Source organism: Pandoraea cepalis (genome assembly GCF_902459625.1).
GTDB classification, from domain to species: Bacteria; Pseudomonadota; Gammaproteobacteria; order Burkholderiales; family Burkholderiaceae; genus Pandoraea; species Pandoraea cepalis.
The window spans coordinates 59002-79030 of sequence record NZ_CABPRY010000006.1; the positions used below are offsets into that span (position 1 = coordinate 59002).

The window sequence follows — 20029 nt, forward strand, 5'->3', positions numbered from 1 at the left end:
CTAGAAATGTGGCAAGTCATGGGTTAAGGCGTGGACTCCTCTCGCTTCTATTCAGCTGTGGGTCACCAGCGGGTAGACGACCAGCCCAATCAGTGCCGCGGCAGCGACAACGATCGGCTCCGGCAACTTCTTGAATTTCCAAAGCAAGGCAGCAGTCCCCAGGGCGAGTAGCGCCGTGGGAACGTCCTTGATCGAGCGCACCCCGATAACTACCACGGCTCCGGCCAACGATCCGATGGCGGCTGCCGTCACGCCATCGACGAATGCCACGATTCCCGGTTTCTTTCCGTATTTCTTGAAGTACGGGGCTGGCAGGACTGTGAAGAGATAGCACGGCAGGAAGGTTGCCAGCGCCGCAGCAACCGCGCCCCAGAAGTCCGCGACCAGAAAGCCGATGAACCCGGTAGTGACGACGACAGGACCGGGAGTGATCATGGCGACTGCGACAGCGTCTAGGAACTGGTGATCGGTCAACCATCCGTACTCTTTGACTACTCCGCTATACAGAAACGGGACGATAGCTAGGCCGCTACCAAAAACAAAACTGCCCGCGTAGAAGAAATACTTGGTGATCTGCCACAGCTTGGTCCAGTCGACGTTGGACAAGCCAAGCAAGGCCAGCAAAGGAATAGCACTGCTGTGCAGCGTGCTGGACGGCTTAATAAATTTCGGCGGCGCGCGCAACAACCACACGAGAACGCCTGCGCCCAGGAACAGCCACAGTTCCTCGGATTGGGTGATGATCGTCACCGCCGCCGCTACTGCAAAGATGGCCCATTGCAGTTTGTCTTTGCCGATGTTCTTGGTAGAGAGCTTCCAGGTGCTGATAGCAATGATCCCAATGACAGCGGAACTCACGCCATAAAACACGGCCTGCATCCAACCCAGACCGCCGAAATGCGTATAGGCCCAACCCAGTCCGATCACCATCAGAAACGAGGGCAGCACAAAAGCGAGGCCCACCAGGGTGGCCCCTAGGAAGCTGTAGTGAACAAAGCCCAGGTAGATGGCCAACTGCGCGGCTAACGGTCCTGGCGCGAGCTGCGCCAAGGCCAGCCCTTCCTTGTAGTCTGCCTCGGTGAACCATTGGCGCCGTTCCACCAAGTCGCGATCCATGTGGCCGGCCAGGGCTACGGGTCCGCCGAAGCCCAGTGCTCCGAGCCGTAAGAAATAAGCAATCAATTGCCACAGCGTATAGCTGCGAGGCGCCGCACTGCTGATGGCTGCGGCTGGAATGGTTTCATTCATGACGATTCTTTCTACAAAAAAGTGATCTGAGGTGAGCCGTCAAGTTTTGCGGCTGCTGGAGAAGTGGGCGTGGAGCGAATCCAGTACCCCGCCGATGTCGGCCAGTAGTGCGTCGTCGTCTGGCCAGCGTCGGCGTGCGCCGGCCAGAACGGCCTCGAAGCCGCTGGCCTCCGGCGTGGCCGTCCCGCCCACATCGAGCGCATGCACCATCGCGCTCAGGCGCGAGAGGCCGCGATCGTTCTCCAGGCCGAAGCTCGCCAGCAGTACCTCGAACGTCACCCGCTCGCCCACGTGCGAGAAGGTCGCACCGTCGAAGTCGAACCCCAGTGCATCGGCTGGGCTGTCGGCCGGGGCGTCCAGCCACAGAAAGCGCGCATGCGGGTCGATAAAGCGCTGGATCAGCCAGGCGCTCGCCACGCGGTCCACCCAGAGATGGCGGCGCGTGGCCCAGACTCGTCCCTGGTACTGCATGCGATCACGCCGAGCAATGTTGCCCGCTGTTGGCTGCGGCTCACCGGGTGACTGCATGGCTTCGAGGGCGTTGGCGAAATCGCGCCACTGGGCGTCGGCGCGGATCGACGTCTCACCGGGAAAGAAGTCGATTTTGCGGATGACCTCATAGGCACGCGCATGCTTGCGCTGTGTACGCTGGAGTTCGGCTGCGCTCAGGGCGGAGAGCGTCTGGCGTGCTTGCGCCAGTTCCTCTAGCCAGGGGGTGTAATCGGCCGCCCGGTCGAACAACGCCTGAAAGGTGGCCTGTTCGGTCATGTTCCGGGCTTGCACCTGCAGCAGCCAGGCTTGCCCGCCTTCCTGCAGCGCCTCGTCGGCCAATACCTGCAGTTGCGCAGCCTGTTCGGCTTGGGCGGGCAGTAGATAGGCGCCGTCGCGCAAGGCGGCACAGCCGAGCGTCTTGACCGCGCGCCAAATCCGCATGCGTGCCGTGGCGCTCGCGGAGGGGAGGCTGACGATGAGGGTCAGCCAAGAGTCGGAGGTGAGAGTCATGGCAACAGCTTAAATCCATGTCACGGTCGTTGCAATGATGTAGCGATCTCTACAAAATAACTGCTACTGGGTTCAGAAGATTTGCACCCCGCGCTGGGGCGTGTCGGCGCGCGGCGCCGTCAGGCTCTCGGGCGTTGCCCCGTGCTTCGTGCCGAATCACGGCCATGCGGCGTCGATCCTTCACGCAACTGCGGCCCTGATCGCAGATCGGGGTTCTAAGCCGGAACCGCCGAAAATTCCGTCAGCCGATCAACGTGGCTTGTCCCGCGCCCGGTCGATGGGGTAGACCCAACAGTCGTGTCACTAGCCGCCATTTCGATCACGGCAATGCCAGCCGGACGTCACGTCCAGATTGTTCCGGTCTGGATGAGGCCGACTGACGTCTCGGATGACGGGTGGCATACAACTGCTGTGAGTCCTGCAGGGGGGCAGCTGCCTGACCGGACGGCGAGCATCAGCCCATCTCATGTATTAGTCATGTCAGCTTTGACACTGCGCACGCGACGGCACCCGACCCGTTGCAGACCCCCAGACATATGGAAAGCTGACGCTCAACGTGGAGTTAGCCGGCGCGGCGCGGCTTCATCGCGCAGCGTCCGTGTTGATGGATGGGTTAGAACTCTCTGGGGCACACATTTGAGAAAGACTATTTTTCAGCCAACGCAAAACCCGCGTTGCCAGATGCAACCACTGAGACAAATACAAACGGCACTGGACTAGTATTTAGAGCGCCATGCACTTGGCCAGGTTTTGCTATGGCAATATCTCCAGCCTTTAGATGAGCGACTTTGCCGCCTCCTTGGTAATACTCAGCCTCTCCAGAGATAACCGTCCAAGTATCTTGGCCGTCCGGGTGAACATGAGCGGTTATTTCTTGCCCAGGATGGGCATGCCAAACAACAACTGCTGAGTCCTTGGTTTCCAGAACCACTGAACGAATTGGTTCGCCGTCAGACGGACGAATATATTCTGTTACCGAAAATATTCTTGATTCCATTTCCATATCCACTCCAAAAATCAATTTGGCTTGAGAAGTTATTACAGAACAACTGTATCCGAGAGTTCTACGTTGCCGATAACCGGCCCGAAACGGCGGCGCAACGCGCCGCTGTTGGGGGTCCGTGTTCATCGGCGGGTTAGACCTGTGCTTGCGTAAGACGAATATCGACTTCTCGGTCGACGTATTTCCATTCCTCTGACGCACGCAGTTCGGAAAGCAGCCTGTTGAACTCAACCTCATGAATTGGCGCGTATTCGAACCAATTCAGAAAATCGAACGGTTCATTCTCTGAGAGGTCGCGGCAGTGGTGGAGCTTGCGCGCTACTGCAGGCAAATACTGAAGCCCGATTTGGACGTGCTTCGACTGTTCGAAAACGCTCCGGCGTTCGTCTTGCGTGAGCTCCCACCAAGCTGCGTTCTTCCGGATCGGTATTAGCGCACCGCACGTTGCTTCTGGGCGCGCCAGACCTTGCTGCTTCGCTACAATTTCATTCTTCTCTGCGCGCATGACATATCGTTCATTGCTGGTTATTCCACGAAGTATCCAGGGTGCATTGGTTTCAGACTGCAACTCTGAAGCGGATACGACGTTGAGCCTTTTGGCTTCAGGCAGGGGCTCGCCAACTCTCGTTTCGGCCCTGACAATCCGCCAAGGGCCAATGTCTGCGCCGACGAAAGCAAATAATCGTGTATCCATTTCAATCTTTCATGTGTGAATGTTTTAACTCTTGCAGCTTCGAAGAACCTATCTGCCGATCCCGTGCTTGTGCATCATCGCCTCCGCGCAACTGCGACGACCGCCCGCAGCAATCACATTGAACTTTCGAATCGAAACTGCTGAAGCGAACCTACGCGGACGTACGGCCGCAGTCTGTGCGCTGCCGGACGGAGCGCTGCCAATTTGCGCCTACTGGCAGGCTGTGAGTGCGCGGATGGGCCAGCGACCTCCCTTCATAGAGGGAGCGAAGCAGGTCAGAGACACTATTGAACGTCCGCTACCGGGAAGATGCTTGACCGTCCGCAACTGGCCGCCTGCCGCCGACCGCGGTCTGGCTCGAAAGCAGTCTGTCAACGCGCCGTTTCATTGTTGCCATGATCATATCTTAATCGCGCACAGGCGGCCACAGGCGGGCAGTATGAACCAGCGTCAGTATCCACACCGTTTCGCCGTCGATCTGATACACCAGGCGATAGCTTTCGTGCGGGATCAACTCGCGGGTCCCGGGAATCTTTCCCGGCTTGCCCAGCATGGGGTGCTGGATCAAGCGGGCGGCCGCGTCGCTGAAAATCTCATCCATCCGGGCCGCCGCGCGCGGATTGTCGGCTGCGATGTAGTCCCACACATCGGCACGGTCTTGCTGCGCTTCGGGCGTCCAAACAACCCTCACGCCTGGCTCGCCACACTGGCACGCCGTGCGGCGAATTCGGCCTCAACTTCATCGTTCGACCGCCCCAATCCAGCGCGCATCGAAGCCCGGCCGGCTTCGACCTTGCGGCGCAGGAACTCGTCGTACTCGCGCGACTCGCGCTGGCGCTGAACGAACTCGCGCATCAGCTCGCGCAGCACTTGCGACGCCGGGCGATGGGCCGCCTCGGCTTCGGCCATAAACTCGGCGCGCAACTCAGGCTCCAGCTTCATCGTGAAAACGGCTTGTTTTGACATGATCGGGGCCTCCTGCCACTTGATACTAACAAAGTATATACGCCGTCATTACTAAGCGCTATTCACAGAACGCTGCAAGGCGGGCGTGCGCTAGGCCAAGGCCTGTCGGAAAACATTTGTTTTTCGACAGGCCTTCAACGGTCCTCTGCACCAACCTCCGAGTGGCCGCAAAATTGTGCGGAAAACTCTGTCGCCAGACGCTACCATACGGAAACCTCGTCTTAATGGTTTTCCGCTTATGTTGGTAGGTTACATGCGCGTGTCGTCGGACTCCGACCGCCAGAGCACGAACTTGCAGCGCGATGCGCTGCTCGCCGTCGGCGTCGATGCGCGGCATCTGTTCGAGGATCATGCTTCCGGCGCGAAGGACGACCGCGCGGGCCTGGCGCGGGCGCTCGAATTCGTTCGCCCTGGCGACGTGTTGGTCGTGTGGAAGCTCGACCGGCTCGGCCGTTCGTTGTCGCACTTGCTCGCCATCGTGACCTCGCTCAAGAAAAAGCAGGTGGCGTTCCGCTCGCTGACGGAGAACCTGGATACCACGACGCCCTCGGGCGAGTTTCTGTTCCAGGTGTTCGGCGCGCTCGCGCAGTACGAACGCGCCTTGATCCAGGAACGTGTCGTCGCCGGTCTGGCTGCCGCCCGCAAACGCGGCCGGATCGGCGGCCGGCCGCAGGCGATCACCGGCGAGAAGCTGGAGGCCATCGTCGCTGCGCTCGATGGCGGCATGTCCAAGGCGGCGGTGTGCCGCAACTTCGGCGTCAAGCGAACCACGCTGATCGAGACCCTGGCACGGGTTGGTTGGACGGGCTCTCGTGGAGCGTCATCGCGATGACGACCAAGAGCGAACGATTGACCGTCCTGTCGGACGCCGAGCAGGAAGCCCTGTACGGCCTGCCGGACTTCGACGACGCCCAGCGGCTGGAATACTTGGCGTTGACTGAAACCGAACTGGCGCTCGCCAGCAGCCGGCCTGGTCTCCATGCCCAGGTCTATTGCATCTTGCAGATCGGTTACTTCAAGGCCAAGCATGCCTTCTTCCGCTTCGACTGGAGTGAGGTCGAGCACGATTGCGCCTTCGTGCTGAGCCGCTACTTCCACGGCGAGTCCTTCGAGCACAAGCCAATCTCCAAGCACGAGCACTACACCCAGCGCGAGTGGATTGCCGATCTGTTCGGCTACCGGCCGTGGGCGGCCGAGTTCCTGGCGCAGCTCGCGCAGCAGGCCGCGCAGACCGTGCGGCGCGACGTGATGCCGGGGTTCATCGCCGCCGAGCTGATCGTCTGGCTAAACGAGCACAAGATCATCCGGCCCGGCTATACCACCCTGCAAGAGCTGGTGAGCGAAGCCCTGTCCGCCGAGCGTCGGCGGCTGGCTGGCCTGCTGTCGGAAGTGTTGGACGAATCGGCCAAGGCCGCGCTGGGTCGGCTTCTAGTGCGTGACGACACCCTGTCGCAATTGGCGGCGCTCAAGCAGGACGCCAAGGACTTTGGCTGGCGTCAGATGGCCCGCGAACGCGAAAAGCGCGCCACGCTGGAGCCGCTGCACCGGATCGCCAAGGCGCTGCTGCCCAAGCTCGGCGTCTCGCAGCAGAATCTGCTGTACTACGCCAGCCTGGCGAACTTCTACACCGTCCACGATCTACGCAACCTGAAGGCCGATCAGACCTACCTCTACCTGCTTTGCTATGCCTGGGTGCGCTACCGGCAGCTTTCCGACAACCTGGTCGATGCGATGGCCTACCACATGAAGCAGTTGGAGGACGAAAGCAGTGCGGGCGCAAAGCAATCCTTTGTCGCCGAGCAGGTGCGCCGTCAGCAAGACACACCGCAGGTCGGCCGCCTGCTGTCGCTTTACATCGACGACAGCGTGCCCGATCCCACGCCGTTCGGCGATGTGCGCCAGCGCGCCTACAAAATCATGCCCCGCGATACGCTGCAAACCACCGCGCAGCGCATGAGCGTGAAGCCGGTGAGCAAGCTGGCTTTGCACTGGCAGGCGGTGGACGGCCTGGCTGAGCGCATCCGCCGCCATCTTCGGCCGCTGTATGTCGCGCTCGACCTCGCTGGCACTGATCCGGGCAGCCCGTGGCTCGTGGCGCTGGCCTGGGCCAAGGACGTGTTCGCCAAACAGCAGCGCCTATCGCAACGGCCGCTCGCCGAATGTCCAGCGGCCACGCTGCCGAAACGCTTGCGACCGTACCTGCTGACCTTCGATGCCGATGGCAAGCCGACGGACCTGCATGCCGACCGCTACGAGTTCTGGCTGTACCGCCAGGTCAGGAAGCGCTTCCAGTCGGGTGAACTCTACCTCGACGACAGCTTGCAGCACCGGCATTTTTCCGACGAGCTGGTTTCGCTGGATGAGAAGGCCGCCGTGCTGGCGCAGATCGACATCCCGTTCCTGCGGCAGCCACTCGATGCCCAGCTCGATGCGCTCGCGACCGAGCTGCGCGCTCAGTGGCTGGCCTTCAACCGCGAGCTGAAGCAGGGCAAGCTGACGCACCTAGAATACGACAAGGACACGCAGAAGCTGACATGGCGCAAGCCCAAGGGCGAGAACCAGAAGGCGCGCGAGAAGGCGTTCTACGAGCAACTGCCGTTCTGCGACGTGGCCGACGTGTTCCGCTTCGTCAACGGCCAGTGCCAGTTCCTGTCGGCGCTGACGCCTTTGCAGCCGCGCTATGCGAAGAAGGTCGCCGACGCCGACAGCCTGATGGCGGTCATCATCGCGCAGGCGATGAACCACGGCAACCAGGTCATGGCACGCACCAGCGACATCCCGTACCACGTGCTGGAGAGCGCCTACCAACAGTACCTGCGCCACGCAACGCTGCACGCGGCCAACGACTGCATCAGCAACGCCATCGCCGCGCTGCCGATCTTCCCGTACTACTCGTTCGACCTCGATGCACTGTACGGTGCCGTCGATGGTCAGAAATTCGGCGTCGAGCGGCCGACCGTGAAAGCGCGCCACTCGCGCAAATACTTTGGGCGCGGCAAGGGCGTGGTCGCCTACACGCTGCTGTGCAACCACGTGCCGCTCAACGGCTACCTGATCGGCGCGCACGATTACGAGGCCCATCACGTGTTCGACATCTGGTATCGCAACACGTCGGACATCGTGCCGACCGCGATCACCGGCGACATGCACAGCGTCAACAAGGCCAACTTCGCTATCCTGCACTGGTTCGGCCTGCGTTTCGAGCCGCGCTTCACCGACCTTGGCGATCAGTTGAAGGAACTCTACAGTGCCGACGATCCGGCGCTGTACGATCAGTGCCTGATCCGGCCGGCCGGGAGAATCGACCGCGATCTCATAGTCAGCGAGAAGCCGAACCTCGACCAGATTGTCGCCACGCTCGGACTGAAGGAGATGACGCAGGGCACGCTGATCCGCAAGCTATGCACCTACACCGCGCCGAACCCCACGCGGCGCGCGGTGTTCGAGTTCGACAAGCTCATCCGCAGCATCTACACGCTGCGCTACCTGCGCGATCCGCAACTGGAGCGCAACGTTCACCGCTCACAGAACCGCATCGAGTCCTATCACCAGCTACGCTCAACCATCGCCCAGGTCGGCGGCAAGAAGGAATTGACCGGGCGCACCGACATCGAAATTGAGATCAGCAACCAGTGCGCCAGGCTGATCGCCAACGCGGTCATCTTCTACAACTCGGCCATCCTCTCGCGGCTGCTGATGAAGTACGAGGCGAGCGGCAACGCCAAGGCGCACGCTCTCCTGACCCAGATATCGCCGGCGGCCTGGCGGCACATCCTGCTGAACGGGCATTACACCTTCCAGAGCGACGGCAAGATGATCGACCTGGATGCGCTCGTGGCGGGGCTGGAGCTGGGATGACGGAAATTTCGGCGGTTCTGGCTTAGAACCCCAGATCCGGGCCTGCGCGCTGCGCTTGCTAATACCGGGTGTGCCTGGGTGGCCACCAAGCAGCAGGAAGCCGTCCATACCCTTCAGGAAAACGCACGCCTCCTGGGCGATTTGTCGCGCGCCCAGGGGTCTCCTCGTTTTCAGTGCAATAAGTGACGGTACGCAAAGCTAGCACTGGCGCGGGGGTGGTCTGGGTAGACCGTTGATTTCATTGACTTTCCTGTTCGCTTTGTAAACGGGTATGGTGGCCTCCCACTTTTGAGGTTCACGATGCAGGGTTGGCACACAACGTTTTTGGGGATGCGTGGGCTCCCCCGCGATATCAGCGACTTCGAGATGAAGGCATTTTTCACCTTCGATGGTGCCGAGCGCGACGCAATCAATGCACGCCGAGGTGATTCCCACAAGCTTGGTCTGGCGCTCCATATTGGTTTCCTGCGCATGAGTGGGCGTTTGCTCGGTGCCTTTCGGGTAATTCCAGTAGCCTTGTGGCGCCACCTTGGCAACGAGCTTGGCATTGCAGCACCAGAAGTCGCCTCGCTGAGAGCCATGTATGAACGCGGGCGCACGCTATTCGATCACCAACAAGTAGCCTGCACGGTCCTTGGATTCCAGTGGATGAGCGAGCACCAGCGCCGCTCACTGGTACGTGAACTGCGCGACGAAGTGGCGCGCTGCGCCGACCGCGATCAGCTACTCGTGCGGGCGCGTCAATGGCTGTACAAGAACAAGCTGGTGATCGTGCACGAGCGGGCAATTCGGACACTGATTGCGGCGGCACTTGCCCAGCTTGAAGTTGAAACAGGCACCGCCATCGCCGCCAGCGTTGATCCAGCAACACTTGATCGCTGGCGAGCCTCAGTTTCAGAGCTGCGCCCAGATGGACAAACCCAGCAGAGTTGGCTATGGGCTGCACCGGCGAAACACTCAACCCGCCAAATCAGCGAGGTACTGGAGCGCATCGACCTGCTTTACACGCTGGACGTTCATAAGCACCTGGCAGACATCCCCGATCTCATCTTGCGCCGCTACGCGCGCCGACTTGTCTCCAGGCCGCCCTCAGCCGGAGCCAAGATCAAAGAGCCAGCGCGCACCGTGGAGGTCGCATGCTTTCTTCGGTATTGCCTGTTCACCACCACAGACCAGTTGATCCTTATGGTGCAGCGCCGGATCGCCGATCTGTGGCGTCAGGCTGCCGCCGATGTCCCCGCTACCGTCAATTGGGCCGCAATGTACAAAACGCTGCTCGGCGAACTTGTTGCCTTGAGCGCGCAAGGTGCGGTGCCAGATGCTGAGTTGCGTGCCCGTCTTGAAGCCTTGATCACCGAAACCCAGAAACGCAAACCACCGAGCAGGGCCTCCCTGGTCCGCGAGGGATTGATTGATGGAATTCGCCCCGTGCGGTCGTTGCTCGTCGCCATTGCAAAGCTGCCCTGGCAGGCCACCGGCGAGCATCCTGCCATCGAGTACCTTGCCAAGCTGCAAGCTTTATATCTCAAAGGATCCAGAAAGCTGCCAGTTGAAGTGGTGGCACCAAGTCTGGGAATGATCTGGCAGGTTTCGATCTCCAGCCCAGACCGGGAACGGGCGTTTCAGGCGTTGGAGGTGGCCACCCTGTTTGCCCTGCGCCGCGCGGTGCGCAATGGCTCGGTCTGGATTGAGCACAGCCTGAGCTTTCGGGGTCGTGCGCGCTTGTTCTTCACGGACGAGCGTTGGCAGGCAGAGTCCAAGAAACACTATGCCCGTCTATCGTTACCCAGCAAGGCTGCCACTTTCTTGAAGCCTTTGCTGGCCAGAGTAACTGCCGGTGTCGATGCGGTGGCCGCTGCAGCCCGCAGTGGCGTACTGCGCGTGGATGATGAACTCCATTTGTCGCCATTGCCCGCAGAGGACGAAGACCCAGAAGTGACCAAGCTGCGCGCGGCTTTGGATCACCGCATCGGTGAGGTTCAATTGCCGGAAGTGATTCTGGCCGTTGACGCCCAGGTGCGCTTTAGCTGGATCATGCTCGGACGTGAGCCGCGCTCTACCGACGAGCTGCTGATGGTCTATGCCGGCATCATGGCCCACGGCACCAGTCTGACTGCGGTCGAATGCGCGCGCATGATTCCGCAATTGTCTGCCACCAGCATTCGCCAGGCCATGCGCTGGGCGCGGGACGAACGGCGTCTGAGCCAGGCCTGCCAGGCTGTGCTGGAATTCATGCAGCGACACCCGATTGCCGCCACCTGGGGGCGGTCCGATTTGGCATCTTCTGACATGATGACCATGGAGACCACCAAACGGGTGTGGCAAGCCCGGCTTGATCCTCGGCGCAACACACCTTCCATTGGAATCTACTCCCATGTAAAAGACCGGTGGGGCATCTTCCATGCGCAGCCCTTTGTGCTCAATGAGCGCCAGGCGGGCGTGGCCATTGAAGGTGTCATCCGCCAAGAAAAGCTGGAGACCAGCCAGCTTGCTGTGGATACCCATGGCTACACCGACTTTGCCATGTCACATGCCCGTTTGCTTGGTTTTGATCTTTGCCCGCGGTTGAAGGAACTCAAACAGCGCCACCTCTTTGTGCCACGCGGCACCAAAGTGCCCGCAGAAATCGCTGCGGTGTGCGAAGCCAATGTCGACGTCGCTTTGATCGAAAAGCATTGGGATAGTCTGGTGCACCTGGCAGCCTCGGTCATGAGCGGACATGCCAGTGCGGTGGCAGCTCTTGCGCGGTTCGGTTCTGCCGCCCAGGGCGATCCAATCTATGAGGCTGGCGTGCAATTGGGGCGGTTGCTGCGTACGGCGTTTTTGGCTGACTACTTTGTCAAGGACGCTTTCAGGAACGAGTTGCGCCGGGTGCTCAATCGGGGCGAGGCTGTTAACGCCCTCAAGCGCGCCATTTATACCGGCCGGATCAGCCCGGCGCAGGCCAAACGTGTCGATGAAATGCAGGCTGTGGCCGATGCGTTGAGCCTGATGGCCAACATCGTGATGGCGTGGAATACCTCACAGATGCAGGCGGTCCTGGATCGCTGGTCGAACCGCCGCCAGGTCATTCCACCGGAACTGATCGGGAAGATTGCGCCCACCAGGCTGGAGAGCATCAACTTGCGGGGTGTGTTTCGCTTCCCGGTTGACCGCTATGCTGACCAAATCCTGCCTTCGCGGCCAAATGCATCGATAACTGGCACCAATGGATGAAACCGACCACGGTTTGACGCCACGAATCGCAGATTTGAAAGTGAACAGGAAAGTCAATGAAATCAACGATCTACCAACACCACCTCCGCGCCAGTGCTAGCTTTTCGTACCGTCACTTATTGCACTGAAAACGAGGAGACCCCGGTATGAATGAAATACTGATAGGACAGATTCACGGCCAGGATGAGTGCGACTGCGGCCGGCGGCACACCGAGGAGCACGGGAGGAAGGAAAAAGATGAAACTCCCAGCGACCACATTGAGCATCGATTGTCGTGCCGCCGTAGTGAAGTTCATGTTCTCGCCGGTATGATGAACGACGTGCGCCGCCCAAAACCAGCGGATTCGATGGCTGGCGCGATGAAACCAGTAGTAGCAGAACTCGACCGACAGAATGATTGGGAGAATGGTCCAACCGTCCACCGGGATATCAAACAAACGTTTTGAATATACCCACGCATAGATGGATCCTGTCACAAGAGCCACTCCCAGGGGCTCCATGATCTGGTAAGTGGTGCCCAATGCGATGTTCGCCCACACCTCTTTCCAGTTCAGTGTCGATTCGGCTCTACGCCTTCGATTGATCAGGGTCTCGAGACTGAATGCAATGATGAAGAGAGGAACCATGCTGAGCATGAACGCCTGCTTCCAATCCACGGACTTCCCAAATATGGAATGCAGCCAGTTCATCATATCGGACGGCAATTTAGACTCCTGTTCGCTTGGCTTGCCGACAGTTTGATCAAACTGGTGACCCTCCGCATTGACAGTCCTCGACACTTTCTTGACACTTCGCGACATTGTTCATTGTCATCCCATGTCCGCGCCCACCGCTTACTACGCCAGCACCTACGTGAACCTGCTTTTCGACTACTTGCAGGACCAAGGGCTGGATGCCGTGCATGTGCTGGGGGAATCCAGCCCTAATTGCCAGGAAGTGCGACTCTACGCGCTCGATCACTGGCGGCGTTTGCTTGAGCGTGCCGCCGAGGTTTGCAATGATCCGCTCCTCGGATTGCACGTTGGCCAGCGCATTGCGCCTGCGCATCTCGGCGTGCTTGGATACGCACTTGGGGCTTGCCCTGACGTCGGGGCTGTCTTGCAACGCTGGCAACAGTACGACCGTGTGGTTGCAAACGTTACGCCGGCGGAGCTAAGAACCGAAGGTAAGTCCGTCGTGATGACGTGGCCCCGTTCGACGGAACCAACGGGGCCGCTCGTTGACGAAACGGCCTTGGCTGCGATGACCCGTTTCACGCGAGCCATGACAGATGGTGATGTGAGGCTGGAGGAGGTGTGCTTTGTTAACGCAACACCTCAAGACACCACCCCTTATCTTGCATACTTCGGCTGCCCGGTGAAGTTCGACCAACCGGAGACGAGTCTGCGCTTCCCCGTCGACCTTTTGCAGGCGCCTCTGCGTCAACCTGATGAAGCGCTACTGCGAATCATGGAGCTTCAGGTACAGGCTCTGCTGGGTGCCATGCCGAAGATGGATGACATGGAACATGCCATCAGGCAAGCGGTAGCCGGGCTCGCGCGTCAAGGCGAAGTGAGCCTTGAAACAGTGGCTTCCTCCATGCACATGACCCCCCGCACGTTGCAGCGGCGACTCGACAAACTGGGTCTGAAATTTCGCGAGCTACGTGACGACACGAGACGCCGGATTGCAGAGAATTACCTAAAAGATCCACGGCTTTCGCTCGCTGAGGTGGCCTGGATACTTGGGTACTCGGAGCACAGTGCATTTACTCGCGCATTCCGGAGATGGACATCGCAGAGCCCGCAAGCCTGGCGCCGCGAAATGGATGCGTGATCCGCTACGGGCAACAGCGCAGTCGCCCATGTGATTGCAGCGCTGAAGGTTTTAGGCTGGCCTCCTCGGCCCAAGTCCCAAGCTCTCGCACCGGGTTGCATGGCCTTCCATCGCCGCTACGGCGGAGTAAGCGACCCGCCCTGGCCCGTCGCCTCACGTGGCGGAGAAGCTGTTGAGCTTCTACCCGACTCATCTTTGAGACGACGGGAAAGCAGGTACTTCCATGCCGTCTACTTACTGCGAATCACCTCGGTGATTGGCTCGAAATAGCAACCATATTTGACATCGCCCACCGTGTCACTCATTTGCATCTCCGCTGTGTTGACGCGAGCCTGGATCCCATCTGTGACGACCTGCGGGTCAGCGGCCTCGCAGTTATAGAGTGCCAGGTACTGCCACGGATGAGGCCCCGCTTTTCGCTGCTGCTCCGTGCGACTGAAGCGCTGTGCGCTCACCACGCCCGGTACGCGCAACACGTCTGGAAGGTGCTGCTCGGTATACCAGCGATTGAACTCTTCTTCACGCCCCGGAACCGCGTTCGTGAGTACCAGATAGGTGAACTTGACCATTCTTATCTCCTTAAGGTTATTGAAGTACAGGGAATGTCCAGCGGCCGATGCCCTGTGACGCGCCCGTGATGGGTATGTGTTGACTGGCGAGTCCCTTGTTCACGTGGTCCTCTTTGCTGGAACCCGCGCTTTGGCATTCCGGCGGTTTCGGCGCTTGAGAGAAAGGGTGTGGCCCAACGCTTCCATCAAACGACGCAAGCCCGTAGACGTTCCCATTCGATGCTGGGAAATCTATGCTGCAACCTTTCGTCCCCGTGTAAGGGGACAACCGGGAAGAAGGCGACGGAGCAAGCTCGAAACGCCAGTGAACAGAGTTCTCCGAAAACTTCAACGAGCGGATGTGCGTGAATTTCGTATCAAGTCTGCGGCCTTCTCTGCCATGGCCATAATGGGAAGGTTCGTGTTCCCACTGATGATCGTTGGCATCACAGATCCATCAATTACTCTCAAGTTCTCAACCCCGCGCACTTTCAACTCCTCGTCAACAACAGCGTTGTCGTCGACTCCCATGCGACACGTGCCAACCGGGTGATAGATGGTTTCCGCATGCGAGCGTATCCATGCCTTACGGGCTGCACCGGTGGAGAAAGCATCGATGTCGAGCCTTCGTTTGATGTACTTCCGGAGCGCCGGCTGGTCGACAATCTCGCACGTGCGTTCCACGCCGCGCACCAAACTCTCCAGGTCAGACTCGTCTGAGAGGAAGCGAGGGTCGATTCGGGGAGAATCGGACGGATCTGAAGAACGCAGTCGCAGCACGCCTCTACTTTTTGGACGCAGCTGGCATACGCGGACTGCAAATCCGTGGGGAACTTTTTCGTTAGGCGGTGGATTGCGCAGCGCAATGATCAGATGGGCCTGCCACTCAGGCAGATCCGGATTTCTGTCGGAGTTGTAAAATGCTCCTGCCTCAACGCCTTGAGAGGAAGCCGGCCCGCCTCCTGAAAGAAGATAGCGAGCTCCTGCCATTCCGCCTCTTACCAGGCCGATATAGGGCGTGAGCGTATTGGGCTGCGACGCTTCTAAGCGAATCGCGCAATCAAGATGGTCCTGAAGGTTCTCACCGACGCCTTGCAGATCGACCACGGGAGCGATACCAATCGACTGCAGATGTTTGGCCGGTCCGATCCCCGAAAGCATCAGGAGTTGCGGTGAGGCAATGGCCCCTGCTGTCAGAATCACTTCGCGGTCCGCGCGAAGCTCCACCTCCTCCCATCCATCCTCAATCACTACGCCTTGCGCTCGCTTTCCGGCAAGGAGAATCCTGCGGACTTTACAGTTCGCCATCAATGTCAGATTGGATCGGTTACCTGCTCGATCCAGGTAACGATAAGCACCGGATCGCTTTCCCTCGGCAATCGTAAGCTCGTAGAATCCTGCGCCTACCTGCGACGCCCCATTGAATCCGTTGTTCTCCGGCATACCGGCCGATACTGCGCTCTCTATGAACGCAGTCGATATGGCGTTTTGCTGCGTGCCGTATGACAGGCGAATCGGACCCGCGTACCCGCGATCGTCATTCCTCGCCTTCGTTACCAGTGATGCATCCTCAATCTTTCGAAAGTACGGACGAAGGGATTCATAGTCCCAGCCCGACAGGCCCTGAGATGCCCAGTTGTCGTAATCGGATCGGTTCCCCCGGATAGCAATCATGGAATTGATCGAGGATGAACCGCCCACCACCTTGCCCCGGGGTATATAAATATTCCGATTGTCCAGTTGTGTCTGGGGCTCCGTCCAATAGCGCCAGTTGAATTTTTGGCTCTTATAGAGAACCCGGATCCCTGCCGGCATCTGAACAAAGATGGATGACGCGGGAGCGCCCGCCTCTATCAGCAGTACCTTGACGCTGGGATCTTCACTCAGCCGAGAAGCGAGAACACACCCTGCCGAGCCGGCGCCGATAACAATGTAGTCGTATGTAGCGGTTTTCATAATCAGGAGATCACTCAACGCGAGCCGATGCCTTGAGCGCCATGCGCACGCGGCGAATGTGCTCGTCCGACTGTCCGAGCTCATCAATCGGTACTCGTGACGTTTCAGGAGACGCCAAGATGGCAAAAATAGACAACACTGCGCCCCCCATCATGAAATAGGCGGGTGATGAAGGGTTTCCGGTCAGCTTCGTCAGAGAAGCGCTGATTAAAGGAGCGGTGCCGCCAAATAGCACCATGGCCACGTTGTAGCCTACCGACATGGCGCTGTAGCGTGTGCGTGTCGGAAACAACTCCGTCATCATGCAGAACGGCGCGCTGCCATACATCCCCATCAATACCCCGACGCTAGCCATCGTGGCAATTACCACCTCTGGTGTCGAGCCCACGACGATCCGGAACAAAGGAAGCGCAACGACGAGGTATGCCAATGCCGCCGTAAAGGCGACGGGTCGTCGACCCACGCGGTCGGATAGCGCTGCAGCGAATGGGATCACAATCACTGAACCCAGAAAGGCCAGGCCGGACGCCGCTAGAGCTTGCCCGCTACTCAACCGTCCAGTTGACACGAGATAAGACGGGAGATACGCCAGCATCAAGTAGTAAGGGATGCCGTGTGAGATCGCTACGCCAAGACATTTGACAATGCTTCGCCAGTCGTCACGAAGGGCTTCGCGCAATGGTGCTTGTGCCGCGCCCTCGCGTTCCAAGTGCAACCGGAATGCCGGTGTTTCCTCGATGCGCAGCCGCAGCCAGAACGCACCCAACCCAATCGGACCAGCGATCAGGAAGGGCAATCGCCAGGCCCATGCCTCAACTGCCGTCTGACCAAAAATGCTGGTGATCGCCAGAACAAGACCGGATCCGCTCAACGCACCAATTCCAGCCGACATACCGAAGAACCCGATCACAACGCCACGCCGGCGTGTCGGGGCGTACTCGGCAAGGAATGCGAGTGCTCCACCTGCTTCGCCTCCCGCGGAAAATCCCTGAATCATGCGTAGGGCTACCAGCAGCAAAGGAGCGGCGATGCCAATCGCCTCGTATCCCGGTAGGACACCGACCAACCCCGTCGAAACGCTGATCAAACCAACGACAATCGCGAGCGTATCGCGCCGTCCAAGCCGGTCTCCCAGCGATCCAAAAAACAGAGCGCCGAGTGGTCGGGTAACGAATGCGACGGAGAATGCCGCGAAAGCCGCTATCAGGCTAACGATCGGGTCGCTGCTTGGGAAGAACACCTTCGCCAGGGTGGCGGAAAGATAGCCATACAACGAGTAGTCAAACCACTCCAGCATGTTTCCCACGGCGGCACCGGAGATCGGCTTGAGAATATCCCGGACCCGCTGGGGGGTGGGGGTCGAACCTCTTCGGGGATGATGTTGCATTGATTTTGTCTCCACTTCTATAAGCAATGTTTGAAAAACCGAAGCGCGCTTACTCTTATTTGTGGTAAATATTAGGCAGCCTACCTATTACAATCAAATAGGCGTTTACCCTCCCATCAACGAAGTCAGGTGGCTGATTTTGAGCCGCAAATGACACTTTTACGCTTTATCTTGACAGACCATCGTGGCGACCTACGCTCTATGTAATCGATTGCATCGTGGAATGGGCTATGCGCCGATGCGAACGAGTGTTGAAAGACCTGCTTTTTTCTTGCGGTGGCCCCCCTAACTAAAGTCGATCACCCCGGAGGTAGCTATGTCACTGATGGCAGCGGTACGCGAGGCGTTCAATCAATGGGAGCGCTTTCGATTCATGTCGATGTTCGAGTACCTCAGTGCCGAGTTAGGGGAGAGCTGGAGCCTATTTATTTGATTTGTAGGCTGCCAAAGCGAGGTCGCTTCGGCTTTCTCGCTTGCCTTCTTGCACCGGCTTCACTGTCCCCCCGCGCCTCTTTAACAACGCGTCGTGAGGCTGCCCCCTTGGTCAGCGAGTGGTGGCGATCGCGCACTTCTAACCCCACGTCCATGCGGGTGTTTTTTCACGCCTATGCATAGGTAAGAACCGAAGCCCTGCGATCCCGACCTTACGGAAGGTCCCGGCGTCAAAGGTGGCCTCCAGCAGGTCCCAAGCGGGCCTCCGGCCGCGCCTCACTCGGTACCGACCTCTGTCGTCAGCCAGCCCGGCCGGACCGCATATCTACCCTGGGACGAGCTATAACAACCAGAAGGCAAACAGTCCTCGCGCATACCCAGTGGGTCACCGGCGGCATATCTTGACCACTGAAATCGGCGGTCGCCCGCCTTCAGGCCAACTGGGCTCCCCCAGTCTAGCCACGCCCTCCTCTCCCACCCCTGGTCCCGCTCGAGATTTGTGACGCGAGGTCAATCCTCTGCACCGATTAGGGTAAACCCCTTTTGCATATAGTAGGTAGGCTACCTAATATGTACTCACAATTTCCCATCGGAGACATATTCATGACCGCCCCCCAAACCCCCACGCAGTCGACTGGCTGCCCGTTTCACGCGGCCTCACCTGCGCAGTCCACGTGTCCGATGCACGCTGGCGGGGACAGCGGCATCCCCGACTTTCCGCCCGAACGGGTCGATCCTTTGTCGCCGCCGCCGGTGTACTTCCAGATGCAGCAAGGAAGCGGCTTGGGGCAAGCTAGGCTCTGGGACGGAAAGATCGCCTGGCTGATTACGCGCTATGACGACGTCCGCTCGGTCCTGTCTGACCCTCGCTTTAGTTCTGACATTACGAATCCCGGCTATCCCACTGTCAGTGCTGCAATGAAAGTTGCCCGGGGTAGTAACCGGACCTTCATCACCATGGATGCACCCAAGCATGCAGAGCATCGGCGCATGCTGACAGGTGAATTCTCGATCCGCAAAATCGAGGCCCTTCGCCCGCGGATTCAGGCGATCGTAGACAAGCTGCTGGACGACTTCGCAACAAAGCCTCAACCCTCCGACCTGGTTAGCGCCTTTACGTTGGCTACGCCGGCATTGGCGATCTCAGAGTTGCTTGGCGTTCCGTACGAAGACCATGACTTCTTTCAGGAACTGGCGATGGTCCTGACGTCGAGTAGTGCGACGCTTGAGGAGGCCATCGCCGCAAATCATGAGTTGTGCGAGGTGTACCTGAAGGGCCTGGTGGCGAAGAGATCGGAGAACCCCGGGGAAGATATCCTCAGCCGCCTCATCGTCAATCACGTACGAAAGGGCGATATCACCGAAACGGACGTTGTTTCCCTTGCAAGGCTCTTGCTGATTGCCGGCCACGAGACCACGGCGAATACGACCGCAATGGGAGTGCTTTTCCTCCTGCAACGACCGGATATCTGGAATGAGCTTCGACAAGACACAAGCCTCGTTCCAAATGCGGTGGAAGAAATTCTGCGCTATCTGGATGTCACACATTCAGGAAAGCGTCGTGTCGCGACCGAGGACATTGTCGTGAACGGACAAATGATCCAGGCGGGCGACCCCGTTGTAGTGCTGAGTGTCTCGGCCAATCGCGACAGCTCGAAATTTGAAGATCCGAATGTGTTCGACCTTCGCCGAGATTCAAGGACGCAGGTCTCGTTCGGATACGGCCCGCATCAGTGCATCGGTCAACCCCTCGCACGGCTCGAAATGCAGATCATGTTCACCGCCTTGCTGGAGCGGTTTCCGAACCTCGAGCTTGCTGTTCCCGTGGAAAGCCTTGAGTTCAAGGGCGATTCACTCATGTATGGCGTCAAGGAACTCCCTGTTCGCTGGTAATCCCGACTTAA

Annotated in this window: 15 protein-coding genes; 5 read left to right on the top strand and 10 right to left on the bottom strand. The window is 59.1% G+C overall.

Features of this window, described 5'->3' with window-relative positions; translation table 11 throughout:
• Positions 1 to 51: 51 nt before the first annotated feature.
• The 6 genes from PCE31107_RS14055 to PCE31107_RS14080 all read right to left on the bottom strand — a co-directional run bounded on the left by PCE31107_RS14055 (position 52) and on the right by PCE31107_RS14080 (position 4913).
• Entirely contained in the window at positions 52 to 1248 is a 1197-nt protein-coding gene (locus tag PCE31107_RS14055) for a chromate transporter (RefSeq protein WP_150609213.1), read from the bottom strand.
• A 39-nt stretch (positions 1249 to 1287) separates the two neighbouring features.
• On the bottom strand, positions 1288 to 2250 hold the full coding sequence (locus tag PCE31107_RS14060; RefSeq protein WP_017406218.1) for a chromate resistance protein ChrB domain-containing protein: 963 nt from the start codon (positions 2248 to 2250) through the stop codon (positions 1288 to 1290).
• Positions 2251 to 2896: 646 nt separating this feature from the next.
• Entirely contained in the window at positions 2897 to 3253 is a 357-nt protein-coding gene (locus PCE31107_RS14065) for a cupin domain-containing protein (RefSeq protein WP_012435589.1), read from the bottom strand.
• 133 nt (positions 3254 to 3386) lie between these two features.
• Positions 3387 to 3947: a chlorite dismutase family protein gene (locus PCE31107_RS14070; protein ID WP_011514928.1), complete on the bottom strand. Its 561-nt coding sequence runs from the start codon at positions 3945 to 3947 to the stop codon at positions 3387 to 3389.
• Positions 3948 to 4353: 406 nt separating this feature from the next.
• A complete protein-coding gene (locus PCE31107_RS14075; RefSeq protein WP_011342942.1) occupies positions 4354 to 4638 on the bottom strand; it encodes a type II toxin-antitoxin system RelE/ParE family toxin in 285 nt (94 codons plus the stop codon).
• Positions 4635 to 4913, bottom strand: a complete 279-nt coding sequence (locus PCE31107_RS14080; RefSeq protein WP_011342941.1) for a hypothetical protein — start codon at positions 4911 to 4913, stop codon at positions 4635 to 4637. The genes PCE31107_RS14075 and PCE31107_RS14080 overlap by 4 nt, the downstream gene beginning before the upstream one ends.
• 253 nt (positions 4914 to 5166) lie before the next feature.
• Here PCE31107_RS14080 and PCE31107_RS14085 point away from each other — a divergent pair, with 253 nt between their 5' ends.
• The 3 genes from PCE31107_RS14085 (at position 5167) to PCE31107_RS14095 (ending at position 11987) form a co-directional block, all read left to right on the top strand.
• Entirely contained in the window at positions 5167 to 5745 is a 579-nt protein-coding gene (locus PCE31107_RS14085; protein ID WP_012077403.1) for a recombinase family protein, read from the top strand.
• A complete protein-coding gene (locus PCE31107_RS14090) occupies positions 5742 to 8771 on the top strand; it encodes a Tn3 family transposase (protein WP_012077404.1) in 3030 nt (1009 codons plus the stop codon). The genes PCE31107_RS14085 and PCE31107_RS14090 overlap by 4 nt, the downstream gene beginning before the upstream one ends.
• A 300-nt stretch (positions 8772 to 9071) precedes the next feature.
• On the top strand, positions 9072 to 11987 hold the full coding sequence (locus PCE31107_RS14095) for a Tn3-like element IS1071 family transposase (protein WP_003158660.1): 2916 nt from the start codon (positions 9072 to 9074) through the stop codon (positions 11985 to 11987).
• Between the two features lie 116 nt (positions 11988 to 12103).
• On the opposite strand, the gene PCE31107_RS14100 is transcribed toward PCE31107_RS14095, so the two are convergent.
• On the bottom strand, positions 12104 to 12787 hold the full coding sequence (locus PCE31107_RS14100) for a sterol desaturase family protein (protein WP_150609216.1): 684 nt from the start codon (positions 12785 to 12787) through the stop codon (positions 12104 to 12106).
• A gap of 16 nt (positions 12788 to 12803) precedes the next feature.
• Here PCE31107_RS14100 and PCE31107_RS14105 point away from each other — a divergent pair, with 16 nt between their 5' ends.
• Entirely contained in the window at positions 12804 to 13802 is a 999-nt protein-coding gene (locus PCE31107_RS14105) for an AraC family transcriptional regulator (protein WP_043355323.1), read from the top strand.
• A gap of 230 nt (positions 13803 to 14032) precedes the next feature.
• Here PCE31107_RS14105 and PCE31107_RS14110 read toward each other — a convergent pair whose 3' ends face one another.
• The 3 genes from PCE31107_RS14110 to PCE31107_RS14120 all read right to left on the bottom strand — a co-directional run bounded on the left by PCE31107_RS14110 (position 14033) and on the right by PCE31107_RS14120 (position 17693).
• Positions 14033 to 14371: an EthD domain-containing protein gene (locus tag PCE31107_RS14110; protein WP_052495067.1), complete on the bottom strand. Its 339-nt coding sequence runs from the start codon at positions 14369 to 14371 to the stop codon at positions 14033 to 14035.
• A gap of 327 nt (positions 14372 to 14698) precedes the next feature.
• Positions 14699 to 16324 (bottom strand): GMC family oxidoreductase, encoded by a 1626-nt coding sequence (locus tag PCE31107_RS14115; protein ID WP_196765235.1) that lies wholly within the window; start codon positions 16322 to 16324, stop codon positions 14699 to 14701.
• Positions 16317 to 17693: an MFS transporter gene (locus PCE31107_RS14120; RefSeq protein ID WP_150609218.1), complete on the bottom strand. Its 1377-nt coding sequence runs from the start codon at positions 17691 to 17693 to the stop codon at positions 16317 to 16319. Before PCE31107_RS14120 ends, PCE31107_RS14115 begins: the two co-directional genes overlap by 8 nt.
• A gap of 1035 nt (positions 17694 to 18728) precedes the next feature.
• Between PCE31107_RS14120 and PCE31107_RS14125 the strand changes: the two genes are divergently transcribed.
• Complete coding sequence (locus tag PCE31107_RS14125) at positions 18729 to 20018, top strand: cytochrome P450 (RefSeq protein ID WP_196765234.1); 1290 nt, start codon at positions 18729 to 18731, stop codon at positions 20016 to 20018.
• Positions 20019 to 20029: the final 11 nt, after the last annotated feature.